Below are 18,081 nucleotides of genomic sequence, written 5' to 3' on the forward strand. Positions count from 1 at the left end.
GCGAAGAATATGATTGCTTTGAGAATCGATGCTAGTGCTTATGGACTATGAGTAAATCGAATAATCTATTATCCCGTATCACCCAAACCCCTGGACAATGTGGCGGTCGCCCTTGCATTCGAGGCATGCGTATTCGTGTTTGTGACATCCTCGAAATGCTTGCTGAAAGTGTCAGTGCTGATGAGCTTTTAGAGGACTTTCCCGATCTGGAGTTTGCAGATATTCAAGCTTGTCTGATTTTTGCGGCTAAACGAACTGAATTCCCTCGTCTAACAGCATGAAGTTTTGGATAGATGCTCAACTTCCTCCCTCATTAGCAGGCTGGCTAAGTGCAACCTTCAATGTGGAAGCTGAGGCTTTGAGAGATATTGGTTTGCGCGATGCGAAAGATGAGGACATCTTTGGTGCAGCTCAGCAACAAAAAAATGTAGTGATCATGACAAAAGACAGTGATTTTGTTGATCTTGTGTGTCGTTTAGGAACACCTCCTCAAATTCTTTGGATTACCTGTGGCAATGTGACTAACCGTAATCTTAGAAAATTACTGTTAGCTACTTTTGAACAGTCACTTATTCAACTTCGAGCCGGAGTAAATATTATCGAAATCAGTGACTAATCATAAATTGAGAGATCGCCTCTCTTCAGCTCAATCACCATTCTTCACATCAAATGATCGCTGACATCGTTGTAGTCATAATTAAAGACAACATTGAGGAGATTTGGCGTACCAGCATTATCAACTTCTGTCAGACAACCATTGAGATCATGCTCATAGCTATAGGTGAAATAATTATCACTAGCACGGGTCAATTCACTAGCCGTATTGTAGTCATATTCTGCTTGATAAATAGGATTATTAGACTCATCTAACCAGTACTCATCCGTTAGACGATCACCGACCTATTGCATGCATCTTAATCATTCAGTTTCTCGTGAGGAAACAATTTCTTAGGATGATCATAAAAAGCTCCAGAGGTGATCTATTTCTAGAAAATGAGTTGAGCGACTTTATTTGGGATAGCTTTCAGTAGTAGTTTTTGAGTTAGTCCAGTTTGATAAAGAAGGCTGATACTCATGTAACCGAATAGTAAGGAAAAAGCCAGATATTTCAAAACTATTATTACCATCACTATCAATGCTTTTTTTTGTTAAAGCTCCACCCGGGTTGACGGAGATAACTCTTGAATTTTTCAGTAATACTTCGTTTACTTTTTCTATACCAAAAAAAGAGACTCCTTGTTGCAGAGAAATACGCAAACCAACGTCGATCTCATGGATAATTATCCGGTTTATATTGAAGGATTGACCACTTCTTTCTGATAGCCAAGGGAACCACTCATTTCTTTCTTGACTTTGAATCAACTCAATTCCACATAACAAACAGTCAATCTCAGCAAATAAATTACTTGTATTAAGAAATAAGTAATCGGTTTCAGAATATGCTGTATTCACTATAACCTGAATATTTTTCTCACTTAAGTCTTCAATAGCAATATTAAACCCTTCAAATGACAATTTTTTTGAAATGTCATCTAAGTCTGGTTTTTGAGGAGTATTCTTTTTTAGGCTCACCAACCATTTCTGTTGAAAAGTATTGTCCGAGAGTGTCTTTAGTTCTGGGTAATTTCGTTTAGTGATACCGCTATCGGCATATCTTTTTGAGGTCATTACTTTTACTCCTCTGTTTATTCAGCAAAAAGTATTATTTACTTGGATCAATAGCTTCAGTGAAAATAGCAACTCTATTTAAAGTTTCAAAAGAACTAGGTCTGAAAACAGTTTCGTTAACTCCTGACTGCCCAATTTCTTGTGTGAAAACTTGACCTGTTGCTTCTAATTTATCAAAGTCAGATTCCGGCACTCGCATAACTAGAATCACAGGATCCGGAGCCTTTCTAAGTCCAAACTCATAAGCAATTTGAAGTGCTGCTGGCTCTCTCTGGAGATCAACTGTATGAAAACTTCCCGGCAGCCCTTGTCCTCCAGGATATCGACTTCTAGCACGTGTCTCATTGATACCATAAGTTAAGATGTCAAGGGCGTCCTCTTTAGATGTGCCATGGGCAAAATCTCTGTAAACTTCGTCATCGTCTTCACATTCTTTTCGGTTCTTTTCTACTAACTTTTGCAGTTCTTCAGCTATATTTACTTGCGGAATAGGCATCGAGCCTTCGTCATTTCGAGGAGGTTGATTACGGGACTCTTCTTCTCGGATAAAATCAGGAACTACGCTATCTGAAGTCGCACGAGGATTCAACAACCCGCCAGGAAGGAATAGAAATGGTGCTACGGCAGCTGAACCTTGTGCAACGCCCTTTAATGCTACTGGAGCAACATTTTTGACAAAAGCAGCACCTCCTCTGAGCCAATTAATCGGATTTGGGAGAGAGTTTGGTGGATATGTCTCAGTGAATAATCCAGAAGGATCAACATAGTTCAAGGGACTATTATTTACATAACGGAAGAGATTTACGTCACCGCTAGCAAAGCCGATTGGATCTTCATTAATAAAGCGCCCGATCGCCGCATCGTAATATCTCGCTCGATAGAAATACTGACCTGACTCCTCATCAAATTCTCGACCTGTATAGCTAAAGCGAAAACTGACTTCACTATCAGTTTCACTAGTGATATTACCTAAGCTGTCATAGGTGATGTGATTGAGAATTACGCCGTCATTATCGATGACATCCCGCACCGAACCCTGATGATCCGTTAATGCCCAACGCACTTCGCCATCAGCAGTTTCTTCCGCTAAGACCTGATCAATCTGTGGCCCATGCAAATATCGGTGGGTTTGATTCTCTTCCCCATCGAAGACTAGTGCAATGTGCTCACCGTCGTAAACAAAGGCTTCTGTTTCAGCAGAATTTGTGCCAGCACCATCACTGTCAACCACCTTCAGGATGCGGCGACCATAGATGTCATAGGTATATTCGATGGATTTGATGACATTGCCATCAGTATCTTTAGTGGTGATACTCACGAGGCGATTGAGATGATCCCAGCCATATTCATCAACGATGTCCGTGGCAATTTCCTTGCGAGTTAGGCGATTTCCTTCGTTGTCATAGGTGTAGGTATAGGTGCCATCCTCTAATAATCGATTCTCTAGACCAGTGACATAGCCATCATTGGTGCGATTGCCTTGGTCGTCATAACTGTAAGCCTCATCATTTTGATAACTGTGGTCGGTTGAGGTCAGCTCATCCCGTTCGTTGTAATCAAAGTCACTACTGCCATCCACCGATTCAAAGCGTGTCAGTCGATTCGCATCGTCATACTCAAATCGATAGAACGCAAGGGGATTGCCATCTTTGAGATGATTTAGTTCTTCCAGACGACCGACAGAATCAAAGGTATAGGTGGAATTTGCGACAACATTATTGCCCGCCAAATCGCTGTAACGTGTCACCCCAGTCATCTGACTTGCTGCATCGTAGCTAAAGTCAACCCGCTTATCGGTGACATTCGTTCCGGTTTGGGTAATAGAGGTAACTCGACTCAGGTCATCATAGGTGAATGTTTCAACGCCATTTTGTTGGCCGTTGATTGTGTCTGTAACTGAGAGGCGATCGCCCACCGCATTGTAGTCATAGTTAAAGACCACATTGGGGAGATTTGGCGTGCCGAGATTATCAACTTCTTCTAGACGACCATTGAGGTCATATTCATAGCTATAGGTCGAATAGTTATCACTCGCGCGAGTTAATTCACTGGCGGCATTGTAGTCATATTCTGCCAAATAAGTCGGGTTACTAGAGTCATCCAAATTATTTAGCTCTTCAAGTGGAGTACCCGCCGTAAATGTCTCTTGTAGATGGGCTAAGTCATCAAACCAGAATTCCTTGATAAGACGATCACGCTGATCATAATTCAAGACTTTTACTCTCTGATTACGATCAAAAGCACCAATGAGGTTGCCAACAGCATCATAAACAAACTGTTCACTGCCAGAATCTGTGTCACGCTCCGTCAATCGATAGAGTTCATCATAACGGAAGCCAGTGGTGTTCTGTTCTGCATCGGTAACTCTCAGAATTTGACCTTCCGCATAATAGTCATATTTAACCACTGCCCCTGTTGCATCCTCTGTTTCAATGAGGCGGTCGAGATTATCATAGCGATTTTGAGTCGTATTTCCGAGAGCATCAGTTGTCGAAATTACTCGACCCAAAATGTCATAGGTTGTCGTTGTAACTTGTTCAAGAGGATCGGTGACCTTTGTCAGGAGATTGCGGCGATCGTATTCAAAAGTCGTTGTGCGATTCAGCTCATCTGTGATCGATGTGACATTACTGGATGCATCATAGCCCGTTGTTACTATTCCACCGAGCGCATCAATTTGGGTGCGTTGACGATTCAGCTTGTCGTAGGTGAATTGTGTTGTCCGTCCGAGAGCATCAATAACCGCCGTAAGATTATCATTCGCATCATATTGATACTGAGTTTGATAACCCAGCGGATCCAATATTGAGACTTGACGATTCAGGCCATCATATTGATAGGAAGTGGTACGACCCAGCTCATCCGAAACAGACAGCAAATTGCCAACAGCATCGTAGGCATAATTAACGGACTCTGCATTAAATGGACTGGGATGATTAATCTGGGTGAGGCGATTTCTGTTGTCATACTGATAGGTCATTATGCGACCCAGTTCATCAGTAGAACTAATTAAATTATTTGCTAAATCATAGGCCTGAGACGAAACCTGATTCCGTGCATCCTCAGTTTCCATTAAGCGATTAAGCTCGTCATAACGAAACTCAGTACGGTTGCCATTACGATCAACAATCGCGGTCAAATTATTAGCCGCATCATACTCATACAAAGTTTCAGAACCTTTAGCATCTACTTCACGAATCAGGCGATCGCGCGAATCATAGCCAAACGTTGTACTGCGGAATGTACCATCATCCAACAGTTCTTCTAAGGCAATTAAATTATTATTGCCGTCATATCTAAATCGAGTTTTTCCACCTTCTGGATTGATAGTTTCGATTAGGCGATCGCGTGAATCATAGCGATATCGAGTAACATTACCCCGCTCATCAATCTCCGCAATTACATTACCGGAGTTGTCATACTCATACTCCATTTCACCGAGCAAAGCATTAGTAATAGAAGTCTGGCGATGCTGAACATCGTAATCAAAAGTTGTTTCGTGACCGCGAGCATCCTCAATACTGGCAACATTACCTGCTGCATCATAAATGAAGGAAGTAATTGGAGATTCTAGAGGCTCTATACCATCTGGATCTGCTTCAATGAGTTGTATTAAACGATTAAGCTCGTCGTAGCCATACTGAGTACGATTACCATTTTCATCAATAAATGCAGTCTGATTTCCTGCTGCATCATACTCAAACTGTTGAATCGCTTCATCTATCGTTCCTTTAGCGACAATAAGCTGAGTAACACGGCCAAAGGAATCATAATCATAATCCGTGACTCGACCCAAAGGATCCGTCATCAAGTCAACCAACCCATTGGCAGTATAGGTATATACAGTAACCTGATCATCACTACCACCAACTTCGCCAACTACTCGCGTTTCAGAGAGAATATTTCCATTGGTAGGATCAACATCAAATAAAGTCTGATGCCCCAATTCATCCGTATAGCTTGTTAGCTGACTAAATACCGAATCATAACTATAGGATGAAGTCCCAAATTCTCCACGCTGGCGGCCAAATACAACGTAACTATTGCCATCGCTGCTAAAACTTCCATTATCAGTTGGACTAAATGGTATACCAATCAAAAGATCTTCATAACCATCGTTATTAAAATCTCCTGCACTACTAACTCTGTAGTTAATAGAAGCGCCTTCAATGACTGTTGAAAGTGTAACCTTCTCTAAGGTAGAAATATCTTCTCTAGCAGCAAAACCACCATTCCTTCCCCAAACAAGATAAGCAGCTCCAGCGCTAGAAGCATCATCAACGTCAACACCTGGTGCTGAAATAATGATGTCATCAAAACCATCACCATCAAAGTCACCCGCACTACTTACAAAAGGAAGATTTGAGTTACCAGTACGCGCTACTCCTTCGATGACAAAGCCATTACTACCATCCAAGGAAGATAGCTCGAAGTTGGCTTCATAATTTCCTATACGACCAAAAACAACATAGGTTTCGTCAATGCCTGCTGCGCCAATAATAAGATCATTTATACCATCGCCATTAATATCTCCTGCTTCACTGACGACCATGCCAGTACGAGATGATTGACTTAAACCATCAACTGTAAATCCATTGATTCCATTTAAGGTAGATAAGCTAAAGCTTGATTCAAAACCTTCTGTACGTCCAAATACAACATAGCTTGAGCCAGCTCCTCCAAGACCATTAGAATTAGCGAAGCCAGAGCCAATGAGGATGTCATCGATTCCATCTCCATTAATGTCTCCAGCCCCACTAACATCAATAGCTCCAGGGAGTCCCAATCCGTCTTGATTCCCAATAAGAACAAAACCATTGCTACCATCTAAAGAAGCTTCAGTAAAACTATTAGGAAAACCATCCGTCGAACCGAAGATTACCAATACTCTTCGCTCAACAACGCCACTCACTCCTGTAGCAAAAGGTATAGCTATAGCAATATCATCGATTCCATCATCATTGACATCTCCCAATCCGCTTACTGAAATACCTAAAGTATCAATTTCTTGAGAGCCATTAACAGTGAAGCCAAAGATTGGAGCTAAGCTTTCAATAAAAAACTCAGAATAGACATCAGCAGTTACTGAATTGCCAAAAAGAACATATGCTTCTCCAATTCCTGCCCCAACAATATTCGCAGGAATATCAATAGGTGCTCCGATAATAACGTCATCAATACCATCATTATTAATATCTCCTGCATTGCTTACAGACCAACCCGCATTTTCCCCTGCGTTACCACCATGGAACGCAAAACCGTTATTGCCGTCGAGAGTAGATAAGTCAAAGTTTGCATCGAAAATATTATTTTCTTGGCCAAAAATAATGTAACTTTTACCTTTACCATCGCTACTACCAGGAGAGCCAAGAATAATATCGGAGATACCATCGCTATTAACATCCCCTGCTTTGCTAACAGAATATCCAAGCCGACTACCTTGCTCTATACCTTCAATTTTGAACCCATTGGTTCCATCTAAATTATTTAAGTTAATCGTTGATGGTAAATCAGAAATTCGATCAGATGATTCAATAAGATTACCTAAATTATCGTAGGTGAAATTGATGATATTTCCTCTTGAATCGACGCGTCGAGCGATTAGATTGTTTTCATCCCGCTCCACTGAGCCTGTATTACCATTTTCATCTGTTGAGGAAACATTTTGTCCAGCACTATCGAGAACTGTTTCAGAAGTATTACCATCTTGATCAGAATATAAAGATGAATTTTGGTCTTCTCGATAAGCTAAGGGCGAATTGAAAGGCGACGCTGTGAATTCAGCCTCATATAAGCCTTTTGTCTGAGCTATTTCTACCTGAATAGTCGAGCTATCCTTCTGAACCCCTTGAACTGCGCGTCCTGCAAAATCATAGATCGTCCGCTCTATATTGCCGCGCTTATCAATCTCAGACGTCATATGATGCTGGTCATCATATCCAAATGTCCGTTCTGATTGGTCAGGATCAGTAATGCGAATTAGATTTCCAGCAGCATCATAAACCAGTTGAGTTGTTCGATTAGCTGGGTCAGTAATGCTGGTGACCTTGCCATCGGTATAACCAAAAATAGTTTCCAATCCAACCGGGTCAACAATCTTGGTTAATAAGTTATTTTCATAGATATGTTGCGTCTGATTTCCATTCCGGTCAGTAACTGAAACAAGATGGTTTTGAGCATCAAACTGGTAGACTATTTGGTCTTTCATTGTTCGGCGGAACGTCCCATCAGCCAACTTTTCTAAGGTTGAGAAATCTCCTGGAGGAGAGCCATAAACATCATTTGTAGGAGGATCAAATACTAGTTCACGACCATCGCCATCAATGAGTAGTATCGATCCATCAGAAGCCTCAATCAGTTTCTGGACACCAACAATTCCCCAACCTGCTCCAAAAAAACTATCACGCTCATTGATATGAATAATTTCGCCTTGAGTCGCTTCGGAAGTTCCCAAAAAGCGGCCAGCATTAAACAGTCGAATACCTGTATTCAGGGAGTAGTTATAAATACCAGATTCAAACTCGCTCAAATCTGCTTGAAGTGAAGCATTTACATCCCCAACTTCACTAGTCATTGACCAGAAGTGCTCACCACCATTAAGACCAAATTCACCTCCGGTAAAACCAGGGACTTGATAGTCAAAACCATCACCATGGATGGTCAAGTCAGCCATCAACCGTAATTGATCTGTGAAAGTAGGATTCTGAGCACGAGGGTCAAAGTCACTGTAGCCAAACTGTACTATTGGCCGAGGATCAGCTCTCAGTGAGTCATACCGTAACTGCACACCACGACTAGTTCCCAAAGATTGATATGTAACTAAGTCATGGGATTCAACGACGGCCCCTGAACTTAAATCAACGGTTGAGCTTATGTGTTGTGGACAAGTATGTTCCTGATATCTCGCAGCATCACTTCCTCCCACTGCTGACCCAACAGCTACCGAACCAGCAATCGGGGCAAGAGGAATCGGTTGTGGCGCAAAGAAATGCCAGCTGCTATTTAGAATGCCACCTTCAATCGTTTCTATAACCGAGCCATCAGCACTCACTTGACCGACGCCTACTTTATCGAAATCACCGGTTTCTGGATTGATCGACCATAAGTCCATCTGTAAACCAGGGCCATATCCTGCCAGATTTGGGAGAGATAAAGGAGCGGGAATATCAAAGACCATCTCGCCTGGCTGAATAGTTACCACCATGTCGGGGGATAAGTTGGGTGGTAATGTCAGAGGTGTGAGGTCAAGAGGAACTTCCGTAATGCTGAGCGTTTCAGTGAATGGTTGGCCAGATTGATCCATGAGGCTACCAGCAGCCACAGTGACAGCAGCACCAGGTATTGCATCAGTTGTGACGGTACTTGTTACAGCTGGATCTATGGTTTGACCGTTAGTAACATCTAGAGGAGGTAGATAAATCGGGCGCTCAATCACATTCTCTACACCTAGGAATGGCTCATGACCCAAGGTCAAAGGCAATTTTTCAGCAAGGAACGGATAAACTTCATCGCCAGTTAAAGCATCGGCATAGATTTTTAAGGTGTCACTTGGTAAGGTGTCACCTTCTGGGATTTCAAAGAAGAATGAACCATCAGTTTCAGTCATTGTCTCCAGTGAGCCAATAGTTACCAGAACGCCAGCTAGAGGTTCCTCTGCAATATTTTCTAAAGTGCCGGAAATTCTTGTTGTTTTAATGGGGTCTTCGGCAACAGTGAGGCTCACAGTCTGAGTTGTTTCATTAACGCCATCAGTTGCAACGACATCAAAGGTATAAGTACCAACTTCTTCCGGGGTTGCATCAAGCGCGAGAGTACCATCACCTCGCAACAATCCTGTGGGTAAAGCTGTATCAGTGCGAAGGAAGTATTGGATAGAATCGCCATCGCTATCACTAGCAGCAAAAGTAAATTCGAATGGCGTTCCCGGTTTGACAGTCAATTCAGGAATTGTTTCGAGAATAGGTCCTTGATTAATACCAGCATTGAAGACATCTAGCTGCCAGTCAATGGGTACGAAATCGGGATTTTCAACAACGATTTCAAGAACAGCGGATGTCGCATTAGGCTTCAAGCCACCTGTTGAGATTGCCTCTTCTAAATTGATGTAAGGATTACCCTCTGCATCAACGCCAGAGACTCCCAGAATTTCAACACCATCAGGAAGGTTTCCAAAGCGAATTACGGTGCGACGACTGAGATTATCTTGACCTGTATTTGTGATTTGTAAGTCAGCGCGATAAGTTCCAGTAGCAGCATCAAAACGAACTTGTTTAAAGACAGCTTTTAGATCATTTGAAATATTTAAGTCATCTAGGGCGATCGCCTCTCCTGCCTGGACAACAGTGCGATTCATGGGAAATATCGGACTCGCTTGACCTTCTGGATCTACATTGTTTTCCAGATCATCGACCCGAATAACACTACCTGTATCGCCATCAAAGTTGAGTAATTGGAAGACTAATCTTCCCTCAGTTGCATCAGCGATGGAAGTGGTATCGATTTCAACTGTTGTGCCGTTGTAACGAACTAACCCTGGCTGGAATTCTGCTCCTGTTTCTCCCAAAACAAATAGAGGAGTCCCAGCAACCCCCATATCCAATAAGGTTTGGTCAGGGTTGGCATCATCAACGAGATAGACCAACAGGCGATCGCCTAATGCCCCATCACTTGACCGATCAAAAATAGATTGAACATCGAATGATAGAGTGCGACTCCCTTCTTCTTGTCCAAGGGTTACAGGTAAATAGGCTTCACTAACCAGACTATTTTCTTCCCCTAAAACCACCGATGTTGCAGTTGTGCCATACCAACCTTGGCTACCATCCGGCTGAGTGACACCAGTATCTGCCGCCGCCGAGAAATCTAATGTTTGCGTTGTTTGGTTTCCGGCTGTATCTGTCACACTCACCTGCAATTGATGCAATCCTTCTGTGACTGAGAGTGGCAAATTAAAACGACCATCCGCATCGACAGTAATCGTTTCTGCCGTCCCACCATCTAGCTGATAAGTGGCGATCGCAATCTCTGAATCATCAGTAAGTGAACCCACTAAGCGCCCTTCTGGACTATGGATACCTTCAACAATCGGACTCTCTAACCGTATGGTTGGCGCAGTTTGATCTAACGTAAAAGCTAAAGACTGTGATGTCAGTTCAGTGCCTTCTGCATCGAGTGCTTGTAGCGTCAAGCTATAGTCGCCATCAATGAGAGTTGACCCAAATACATTTTCCAGCTCTTGCTGAGTCAGATTGATTTCACCATTAACATCCACAAACTGGGTAATATCCGTTGCTATTGCTTGACCAGCAAAAGAAGCCAGAAGACGATAATCCGTCAGCGTCGTTTCAACTTGAGCTGTCACATCAGGAATACGAGTAATACCATCATCATTTGGTGCCCCTGATGTAGAAGTATCATTCACCAATTGAATAGCAATATCTAGTTGCGGTGCACTATCTTGAGCTGCCAACAACGCTACTTCTTCTGAACTAAGTGCTCGATTGTATAGCTGGAAATCGGCGATCGCCCCATCCAGTGCATAATTTCCTGGTCGTCGTCCAACCCCATCGTGGAAGAGCGTTTTACCGTTACGTGCTCCTAGGCCAATGTCGTTGCCATGAGCAAATAGCTCAACTCCATCTCCGGAGCCAAACTGTATGCCATCTAAATAACCAGAGAAAGAGTCAGGTTGAACTGTTCTATTTCCTGACTCTGTATCTAAAACCAAAGCGACATGATGCCATGTATCGACACTAATATCGCCCGTAGAAAGATATGTACCTTGCCATTTATCATTTGGCAGGCTCCATCCGCCAACATAGAGTTGACTATCCGCAACATAAATATTGAGCCCTCGATTCTGCCCTCCTTCCTCATAGATAATCTGGTGTTCATCATCCAAGCTGTTTAGCTTAAACCACAAACCTAACGAGCGAGTAGCATGTCTGCCAATATTGATTGATTCTGAATCGACGATCGCCACATAATCATCAATCCCATCAAAAACAACAGCTCCACCCAAGAAATCAGACTCTACCTGAAATGAAGCCCCATTGATTAAAGTACCAAACTGATTTCCTTCTTCTATTTGATTATCTTCTGCAGTATTTCCAGAGGTCTCATCAAAATCTAAATGGACATCTGCTCCTGCTAAAACAGTGACTCCTGTCAATAGTTCACTAGAACGAATCAATCCATCAAATTCAGCCTCTTGCTCGCTATTTAAAGCTGTAGTTCCTATCGGAAAAATCGTGTTAATTGAGCTTAATAAAGAAGTTGCTAATGGCAAACTTTCTAAAGTCTCAAGCTCCGTGAGGGATGACGGTTTATCGCTCTGATTGTCGAAACTTGATAGCTCTAAGTCATCTGATTGTTTTGGCAGAATACTGGGATCGCCAGCACCAAAACCTAGACCATTCAAATTCGAATCGATACTTTCCATGGCTTAATCACAGGAGGAAACAATCTAAAAGAAATGAGGCGAAAAACAGTAAATTCAAGCTTTTCAATTCGTAATGAAGAGAAAAGTTTGAAGACAACTTTCTTTCAGCAACTTATTCACAAAACTCATGAACTTGATAAGTCTTTGTTATGAGCACGGTCATCATATGCAGGATTTCAAGATCTGTCAAACTAAATTTTTCACGCGTACATTTCGGCTATTCCTCGCTTATTTTTTTGATAAATAAAGAATCTTTTAGTTCATAAAATTCATCATCAAAATCTTTATTTCAGAAAGCTTACGTGCAGGTACTCGCCCGCAAGCAAACTCAACTCTTCTCGAAAGGTCCCCCTCACCCGCATCAATTGTGTAAAAAACACACTATAATAGTAAGTGTATTTTGAGGTTGATTGTTTTATGGATGGTTTTGAGTGGGCAGCAGGCTCCGTTATTGGGAAAGAACATCGACGGGTCAACAAAAATAATCAAGATGCGATCGCCATAAAATCAGCGACTGATTATGCCATTGGCATCGTTGCAGATGGTTGCGGCAGTAAAGCCCATAGTGAAGTCGGTGCATGGTTAGCAGTAGAGCTATTAGCTGAGGCGATCGCTACCCACTTACCTCAGCCTTTAACGAAACAAAAGATTGAGGAGTTTGGACAAAATCTTCTACAAAATTTCCCAGCGCTCCCAAATTTCCAAAACTATTATTTGTTTACCTTACTCGGCTTTGTGGTGACAGAGGAGCAAAGCGTGATCTTCGGATGTGGTGATGGAATATATGCCATTAATGATGAAATAAAACAGATTTCTTATGAAGATAATGCTCCTCCATATCTAATTTATCCAGAAACAAAACTAGAGATATATGCAGAAATTTCCACAGAAGATTTGAATTCATTATTCATTGGGACAGATGGTATTGAGGAATGGATTCAACAAAAAGAATTAAGCGAATTCTGGCAGTCTGATAAATACTTCAAAAATCCTGATCAAATACGCCGTACTTTGGCGATCGCCCAGAAAAAAGAATCTTTATCAAAAGACGACACGACTTTGATTACACTTCGTCATCAATTATCTGTGGATTAAACAATGAAATATTTTATTCAAAAAAAACAAATTAAACTATCTCCTCAACAAATCATTGGACAAGGAGGTGAAGCTGAAGTTTATACATTGAGTTCTACTGAAGTTGTCAAACTCTTCAAATCGCCTCAACATCCAAGTTTTACCAATGATACAAATGCACAAACTGCGGCAAAAGAGCGTATCCTTCAACATCAACAAAAACTCATTCAGTTTCCTAAAGGTTTACCAGAAAATGTCCTTGCTCTCAAAGATTTAGTCACTGACAAAAGCAACAAGATTGTCGGCTATACCATGTCATACCTTAAGGATGCTCAGCCTTTATATCGATATGGCGATCGTCGCTTTCGTGAGCAAAATGGCATTAGTCATCAGCAAATTACTAATCTATTTATTCAACTACACAAGACCCTAAAAACATTACATAATAAACATATTGTTGTTGGAGATTTTAACGATCTAAATATTTTAGTTCAGCAAAAAACACCTTATTTTATTGATACAGATTCTTGGCAGTTTGATACTTTTCTCTGCAAAGTATTTACGCCTAGATTTGTGGATCCGATTCTCTGTGATGCCAATCTAAGTTATCCAGACTTAAGTCATACTCATAATAAGGAATCTGATTGGTATGCCTATAGTCTATTACTATTTAGATGCTTGCTTTACGTTGATTTATATGGTGGCATTTATCCAGATAAAACAATTCCTCAAATTTCTAGGTCACTCCATCGCATTACTGTTTTTAATCCTAAAATAAAATATCCGAAACCATCATTGCCTTACAGCATTTTGAATGATGATCTAATTCAGTATTTTAGAGACTTATCAGAGAAAGATAAGCGAGGCATATTTCCTGTTGATTTACTGACAAATCTCGTATGGCAAACCTGTTCGAGTTGTGGACAAATTCATAGTCAAAAATCTTGTCCCATTTGTAAAATTCAACCTATTGCAATTACCCAACCGACATTTGTAGGCAAACAATTAATCTTTCAGACCAAAGGCACGATCATCACAACACAATTTACGCCCACAAAAACACATTATCTCTACTGGGAAGATGGTGAATTTAAACGGGAAACCGGTGCAGTAATTTTCAAAGGTGATCGCAGTCCAGATTTGAAATTTTGGATCGATGGCGATCACACCTATATCGGCAAAAATGGCACGATTTTATGTTTTGTCAGATCAGAATTTAAATCGGATTTAACTTTGCCCGTAGATCAATATAAGCAACAGCCTTGTTTCTTTGCCCAAGCTGGAAAACGATACTGGCTCCATCAAGGAAAACTGTGGGGTGATCGTTCTCTTGGACGTGGATTTATTGGAGATGTGTTAGAAAATCAAAGCCATTTCTGGGTGACAAATCATCTAGGATTTGGTCTATATCAAGCGGGTCATTGGCTGAGTGGATTTACGTTTCAGCCTCACCGACAAGGTATCAATGACCAAAGTATTTTACCGCCTCTCCGTGGTGAAATCATTGAAACTCACTGCTATATCAAACAAGATATTTGGTTGCTGATTAGTCTCCAAAATGCTGGGCAAATCGAGCAACATGTCATTGTCCTAGATTCTCAAGGTAAACGGCGATCGCACCAAGTTTTCTCGCCCACAACTTTGCCTTACCTAGATGGCCATTGTGCCACCGAAGACGGATTGTACATTGCTACGGATGCTGGCTTAAAACTATTGACGGTGAATGGTGACAAGCTAGAATTTCATGATTTGAAAATACCAGCAGTCGATTTTGAAGCAGGCTTGCATCTTGTCCAAACTCCCACCGCCTTATTTTTCTGGGATACCCACTGTATTTACCGATTGCCAACCCTTGAACTTTGCGGAAATTAGGCGATCGCCTCCGAAAGGAGGAAGAGCAAAATTAGCCGAAAATACATTAGTAAGGTATCCCTTTGTGATAGGCATCATGGCGCGGAAAATTTCACCGAAGAAATTTCACCGAAGCCGTCAGAACTCCTTACAATGGATATGTTGGATCAGCTCATCGTAGTGTCGTCCCAAATACTTTGTGGCAATCTAGTCATAGACACCTGATCGTTTTGGGATCAACTTGGGCAAGATAAGCATTGGCAAGCTCGGACAAAAGCAAGCAATGGCAAGGAGTAGAACAAGACGGTGACCCATAGTTTTTTGTTAGAAGCAGGTCGTTGGACTCTCACTGGTACGTGGATAGAGCGTAATCAAATGCCGACCACCGTTAAGGGGAAAACGATTGTTGCTTGGGGGCAGAACAATTGGTTCACAATGGTCACGAAGCTTATCTTTCCTGATGCTGATCGCCCAGAAATTTCTTATCAATATAAAGGTCGCCTCGATAGCGGCGAACGCCAATATACCTATGTCCTCCAACAGAGTATTCTGGGTCGGGTTGAAGGAGAAGGTTGGGTTGGTCTCGAATCGATTATTCAGCGCTACTGGGTGCTCGGCGATCGCCAACGCCGTAGCGGCTTTGAAACCTTTTACCAAGTCGATGCTGATCAATATCAATACTCAGCCGGTATACTTGCGGGACACTATCTCACGAGTACAATCGAAGGAACACTGCGAAGACAAACCTAAGAATCGTGCCATTGCGCGACAGCATTGCAAATAACCTTTTTTTCTTCTTTCCTTTCCTTTTTTCTCTTTCCTTTTTTCTCTTTCCTTTTTTCTCTTTCCTTTTTTCTCTTTCCTTTTTTCTCTTTCCTTTTTTCTCTTTCCTTTTTTCTCTTTCCTCTTTACTCTTTCCTCTTTCCTCTTTACTCTCTCGATAAATAACCCGACACAGAAAAAGACCTTTTCCCCACCTCATGAGCACAGATCCCAACATTAATCGCATACTGGCAGAGCGATACCGTCTCATTGATCTTGTCGGGCAAGGAGCAATGGGGCGAGTTTACCGTGGCGAAGATACGACCCTTGGTGGTGTCACTGTTGCAGTCAAATTTTTATCCCAGACGCTGCTCAACGATAAAATGCGCGAACGCTTCGAGCGAGAAGCAACAATCTGTGCCCTACTCAGTGAAAAAAGCATCCATATCGTGCGAGTGCGGGATTATGGCGTCGATGAGCGGGGCATTCCATTCTATGTAATGGAATATCTCCAAGGGGATAGCCTGAATGATGTCATTGCGCAATCAGTTATTCCTATCCCTCGCTTTTTCACGATTGTTCGGCAGATTTGTCTCGGGATGGAAGCGGCTCACGAAGGGATCAAGTTTCACGGCGAACAGTCATCTATCATCCACCGGGATATCAAACCCAGTAATATTCTTGTCCTCGAAGATGCCTCCCTCGGTGAACTTGTAAAAGTACTGGATTTTGGTATTGCAAAACTAAACCAAGCTGGTGCCGATCAGACCCACTCATTTATGGGAACCCTTGCCTACTGTTCACCCGAACAAATGGAAGGCAAAGAACTTGATTTTCGCTCTGATATCTATAGTTTCGGCATCATGATGTACGAGATGCTGACTGGCGATATGCCTGTGATGCCGGAAACAAATTCTTTTGGCGGTTGGTATCGGGCACACCACGACACACCACCCATTCCTTTTGATCCAAATCTAGATATCCCAGAGCCCATTGCTTCGATCATCATGCAATGCATGGCAAAAAATCGAGAGGAGCGTCCCCAAAGCGCGAATGATATTTGGCGGGCAATGGAACCGTTAGTGGAGCAGTTTGGCCGTCCTCTACCAAAAGTTTCATCTAAGCCAGATACGGCGATCGCCCTGACCCCTATTAGTGTCACAGATGAATCCGTTGCAGAACCAGATGAAGATACGCGCATCATCTCTGCCACTACACCCCTCGCACCAGAATCCTATTCCCCAGATCTCAGTGCCAATAGAAGTAACGATGTCACGATAGCGACTATCGATATTTGCAAGAAGTTATCTTGGCCAGCGGATAAACCTCAACAAAAAATTGTCTTTCCTCATGTGATTAATGAGGAGAACCGCGCGATTCCTAGTTTATGGGGAATGCTGGATGAAGAGGAGCTGCTCAAAAGATCTAGAAATAGTCGTTATAACCAGTTCCTTTGTATCGAAGTACCTCATCCGATGTTGCTGTGGATTACGGCACTTTATAACAGTGAGTTTGGGGCAAAATGGCTGCCTTGCTATCTAGATCTAAAAACGACTGTTGGCCAACAAATCGCCCGCACGTTGGCGCAGAAAGGTGATTATTGTATTTTGCTCTTCGCCCTCGGGAAACCTGAACAATATCATCATTTGACCAAAGCAACGATCGCCACCAGACAACGACAGCAACTCATTCGCTGGGCTGACCACGGACAACAATTGAAAGGTTCGAACCCATCCGCCAGTAAACAAAGGCTGAAGGAAGCCTATGAGGGACTTAAGGGCAAAATTTTATTGAAGCTTGAGGCCGCGAAAACAAATACCAATTTGATGGAACTGTAAGCCATTAATTTTAGCGATTAGTTTGAACTGGATTGCTTTTTCAATTTTCAGTAACAAAATAAGGTAAAACTGCTGGGGTAAGACGCATAATTTCTCGGAGTTGGGGGCGATCGCCACGTTCTGGAGCTGGAGTGGTTGTATAACGATAGTTAACGTAGGTTGAGCTTTGCTGAGATGAGCGAGGGGGTGGAATAAAAACGGAATTGAGCTGGTCTTGGTTTATTGCCGGTTGCCATTGAAATGACTGATTAGTACTGGAAGGAACCTGGTTTTCGGTGAACTGTGCGGGTGAATAGTATGGTGATTCTGATTCGGCGAGACATCTGCCAGAGATTAAAGGAATACCTAATGTCAAAAATAATGAAAGGACAACTCTTTTTTTTGCCGAAAAAACATTTATCACTGGTACAACTCCTGAAGATGGCAAACCTCGATCAGTTCTTTATT

General features: G+C 42.2%; 10 protein-coding genes. 6 read left to right on the plus strand and 4 right to left on the minus strand.

What is annotated here, in order from left to right:
• Nucleotides 1-47 precede the first annotated feature (47 nt).
• Complete coding sequence (locus LEPTO7376_RS20420) at nt 48-281, plus strand: DUF433 domain-containing protein (protein WP_015135939.1); 234 nt, start codon at nt 48-50, stop codon at nt 279-281.
• Nucleotides 278-616: a DUF5615 family PIN-like protein gene (locus LEPTO7376_RS20425; RefSeq protein ID WP_015135940.1), complete on the plus strand. Its 339-nt coding sequence runs from the start codon at nt 278-280 to the stop codon at nt 614-616. Before LEPTO7376_RS20420 ends, LEPTO7376_RS20425 begins: the two co-directional genes overlap by 4 nt.
• Before the next feature lie 44 nt (nt 617-660).
• Here the strand turns inward: LEPTO7376_RS20425 and LEPTO7376_RS26655 are convergent, their stop codons facing one another.
• The 3 genes from LEPTO7376_RS26655 to LEPTO7376_RS20435 form a co-directional block, all read right to left on the minus strand.
• Nucleotides 661-810, minus strand: coding sequence for a hypothetical protein (locus LEPTO7376_RS26655; protein WP_160148534.1), 150 nt, complete (start codon nt 808-810; stop codon nt 661-663).
• Nucleotides 811-1,008: 198 nt separating this feature from the next.
• Nucleotides 1,009-1,668, minus strand: a complete 660-nt coding sequence (locus LEPTO7376_RS20430; protein ID WP_015135941.1) for a hypothetical protein — start codon at nt 1,666-1,668, stop codon at nt 1,009-1,011.
• 34 nt (nt 1,669-1,702) lie between these two features.
• Nucleotides 1,703-12,109 carry an RHS repeat-associated core domain-containing protein gene (locus tag LEPTO7376_RS20435; RefSeq protein WP_015135942.1) on the minus strand — a complete coding sequence of 3,469 codons (10,407 nt, stop codon included), beginning with the start codon at nt 12,107-12,109 and terminating at the stop codon, nt 1,703-1,705.
• Nucleotides 12,110-12,526: 417 nt separating this feature from the next.
• Here LEPTO7376_RS20435 and LEPTO7376_RS20440 point away from each other — a divergent pair, with 417 nt between their 5' ends.
• From LEPTO7376_RS20440 to LEPTO7376_RS20460, 4 genes are all read left to right on the plus strand, one after another.
• Nucleotides 12,527-13,204 carry a protein phosphatase 2C domain-containing protein gene (locus tag LEPTO7376_RS20440; RefSeq protein ID WP_015135943.1) on the plus strand — a complete coding sequence of 226 codons (678 nt, stop codon included), beginning with the start codon at nt 12,527-12,529 and terminating at the stop codon, nt 13,202-13,204.
• Nucleotides 13,205-13,207: 3 nt separating this feature from the next.
• Complete coding sequence (locus LEPTO7376_RS20445) at nt 13,208-15,055, plus strand: hypothetical protein (protein ID WP_015135944.1); 1,848 nt, start codon at nt 13,208-13,210, stop codon at nt 15,053-15,055.
• 285 nt (nt 15,056-15,340) lie between these two features.
• Nucleotides 15,341-15,784, plus strand: coding sequence for a hypothetical protein (locus LEPTO7376_RS20450; RefSeq protein WP_015135945.1), 444 nt, complete (start codon nt 15,341-15,343; stop codon nt 15,782-15,784).
• A gap of 230 nt (nt 15,785-16,014) precedes the next feature.
• On the plus strand, nt 16,015-17,634 hold the full coding sequence (locus tag LEPTO7376_RS20460) for a serine/threonine-protein kinase (RefSeq protein ID WP_015135946.1): 1,620 nt from the start codon (nt 16,015-16,017) through the stop codon (nt 17,632-17,634).
• A 40-nt stretch (nt 17,635-17,674) separates the two neighbouring features.
• Here the strand turns inward: LEPTO7376_RS20460 and LEPTO7376_RS20465 are convergent, their stop codons facing one another.
• Complete coding sequence (locus LEPTO7376_RS20465) at nt 17,675-18,037, minus strand: hypothetical protein (protein ID WP_015135947.1); 363 nt, start codon at nt 18,035-18,037, stop codon at nt 17,675-17,677.
• Between the last annotated feature and the right edge of the window lie 44 nt (nt 18,038-18,081).

This window comes from [Leptolyngbya] sp. PCC 7376, from assembly GCF_000316605.1.
In the GTDB taxonomy this organism is placed as follows: Bacteria; Cyanobacteriota; Cyanobacteriia; order Cyanobacteriales; family MRBY01; genus MRBY01.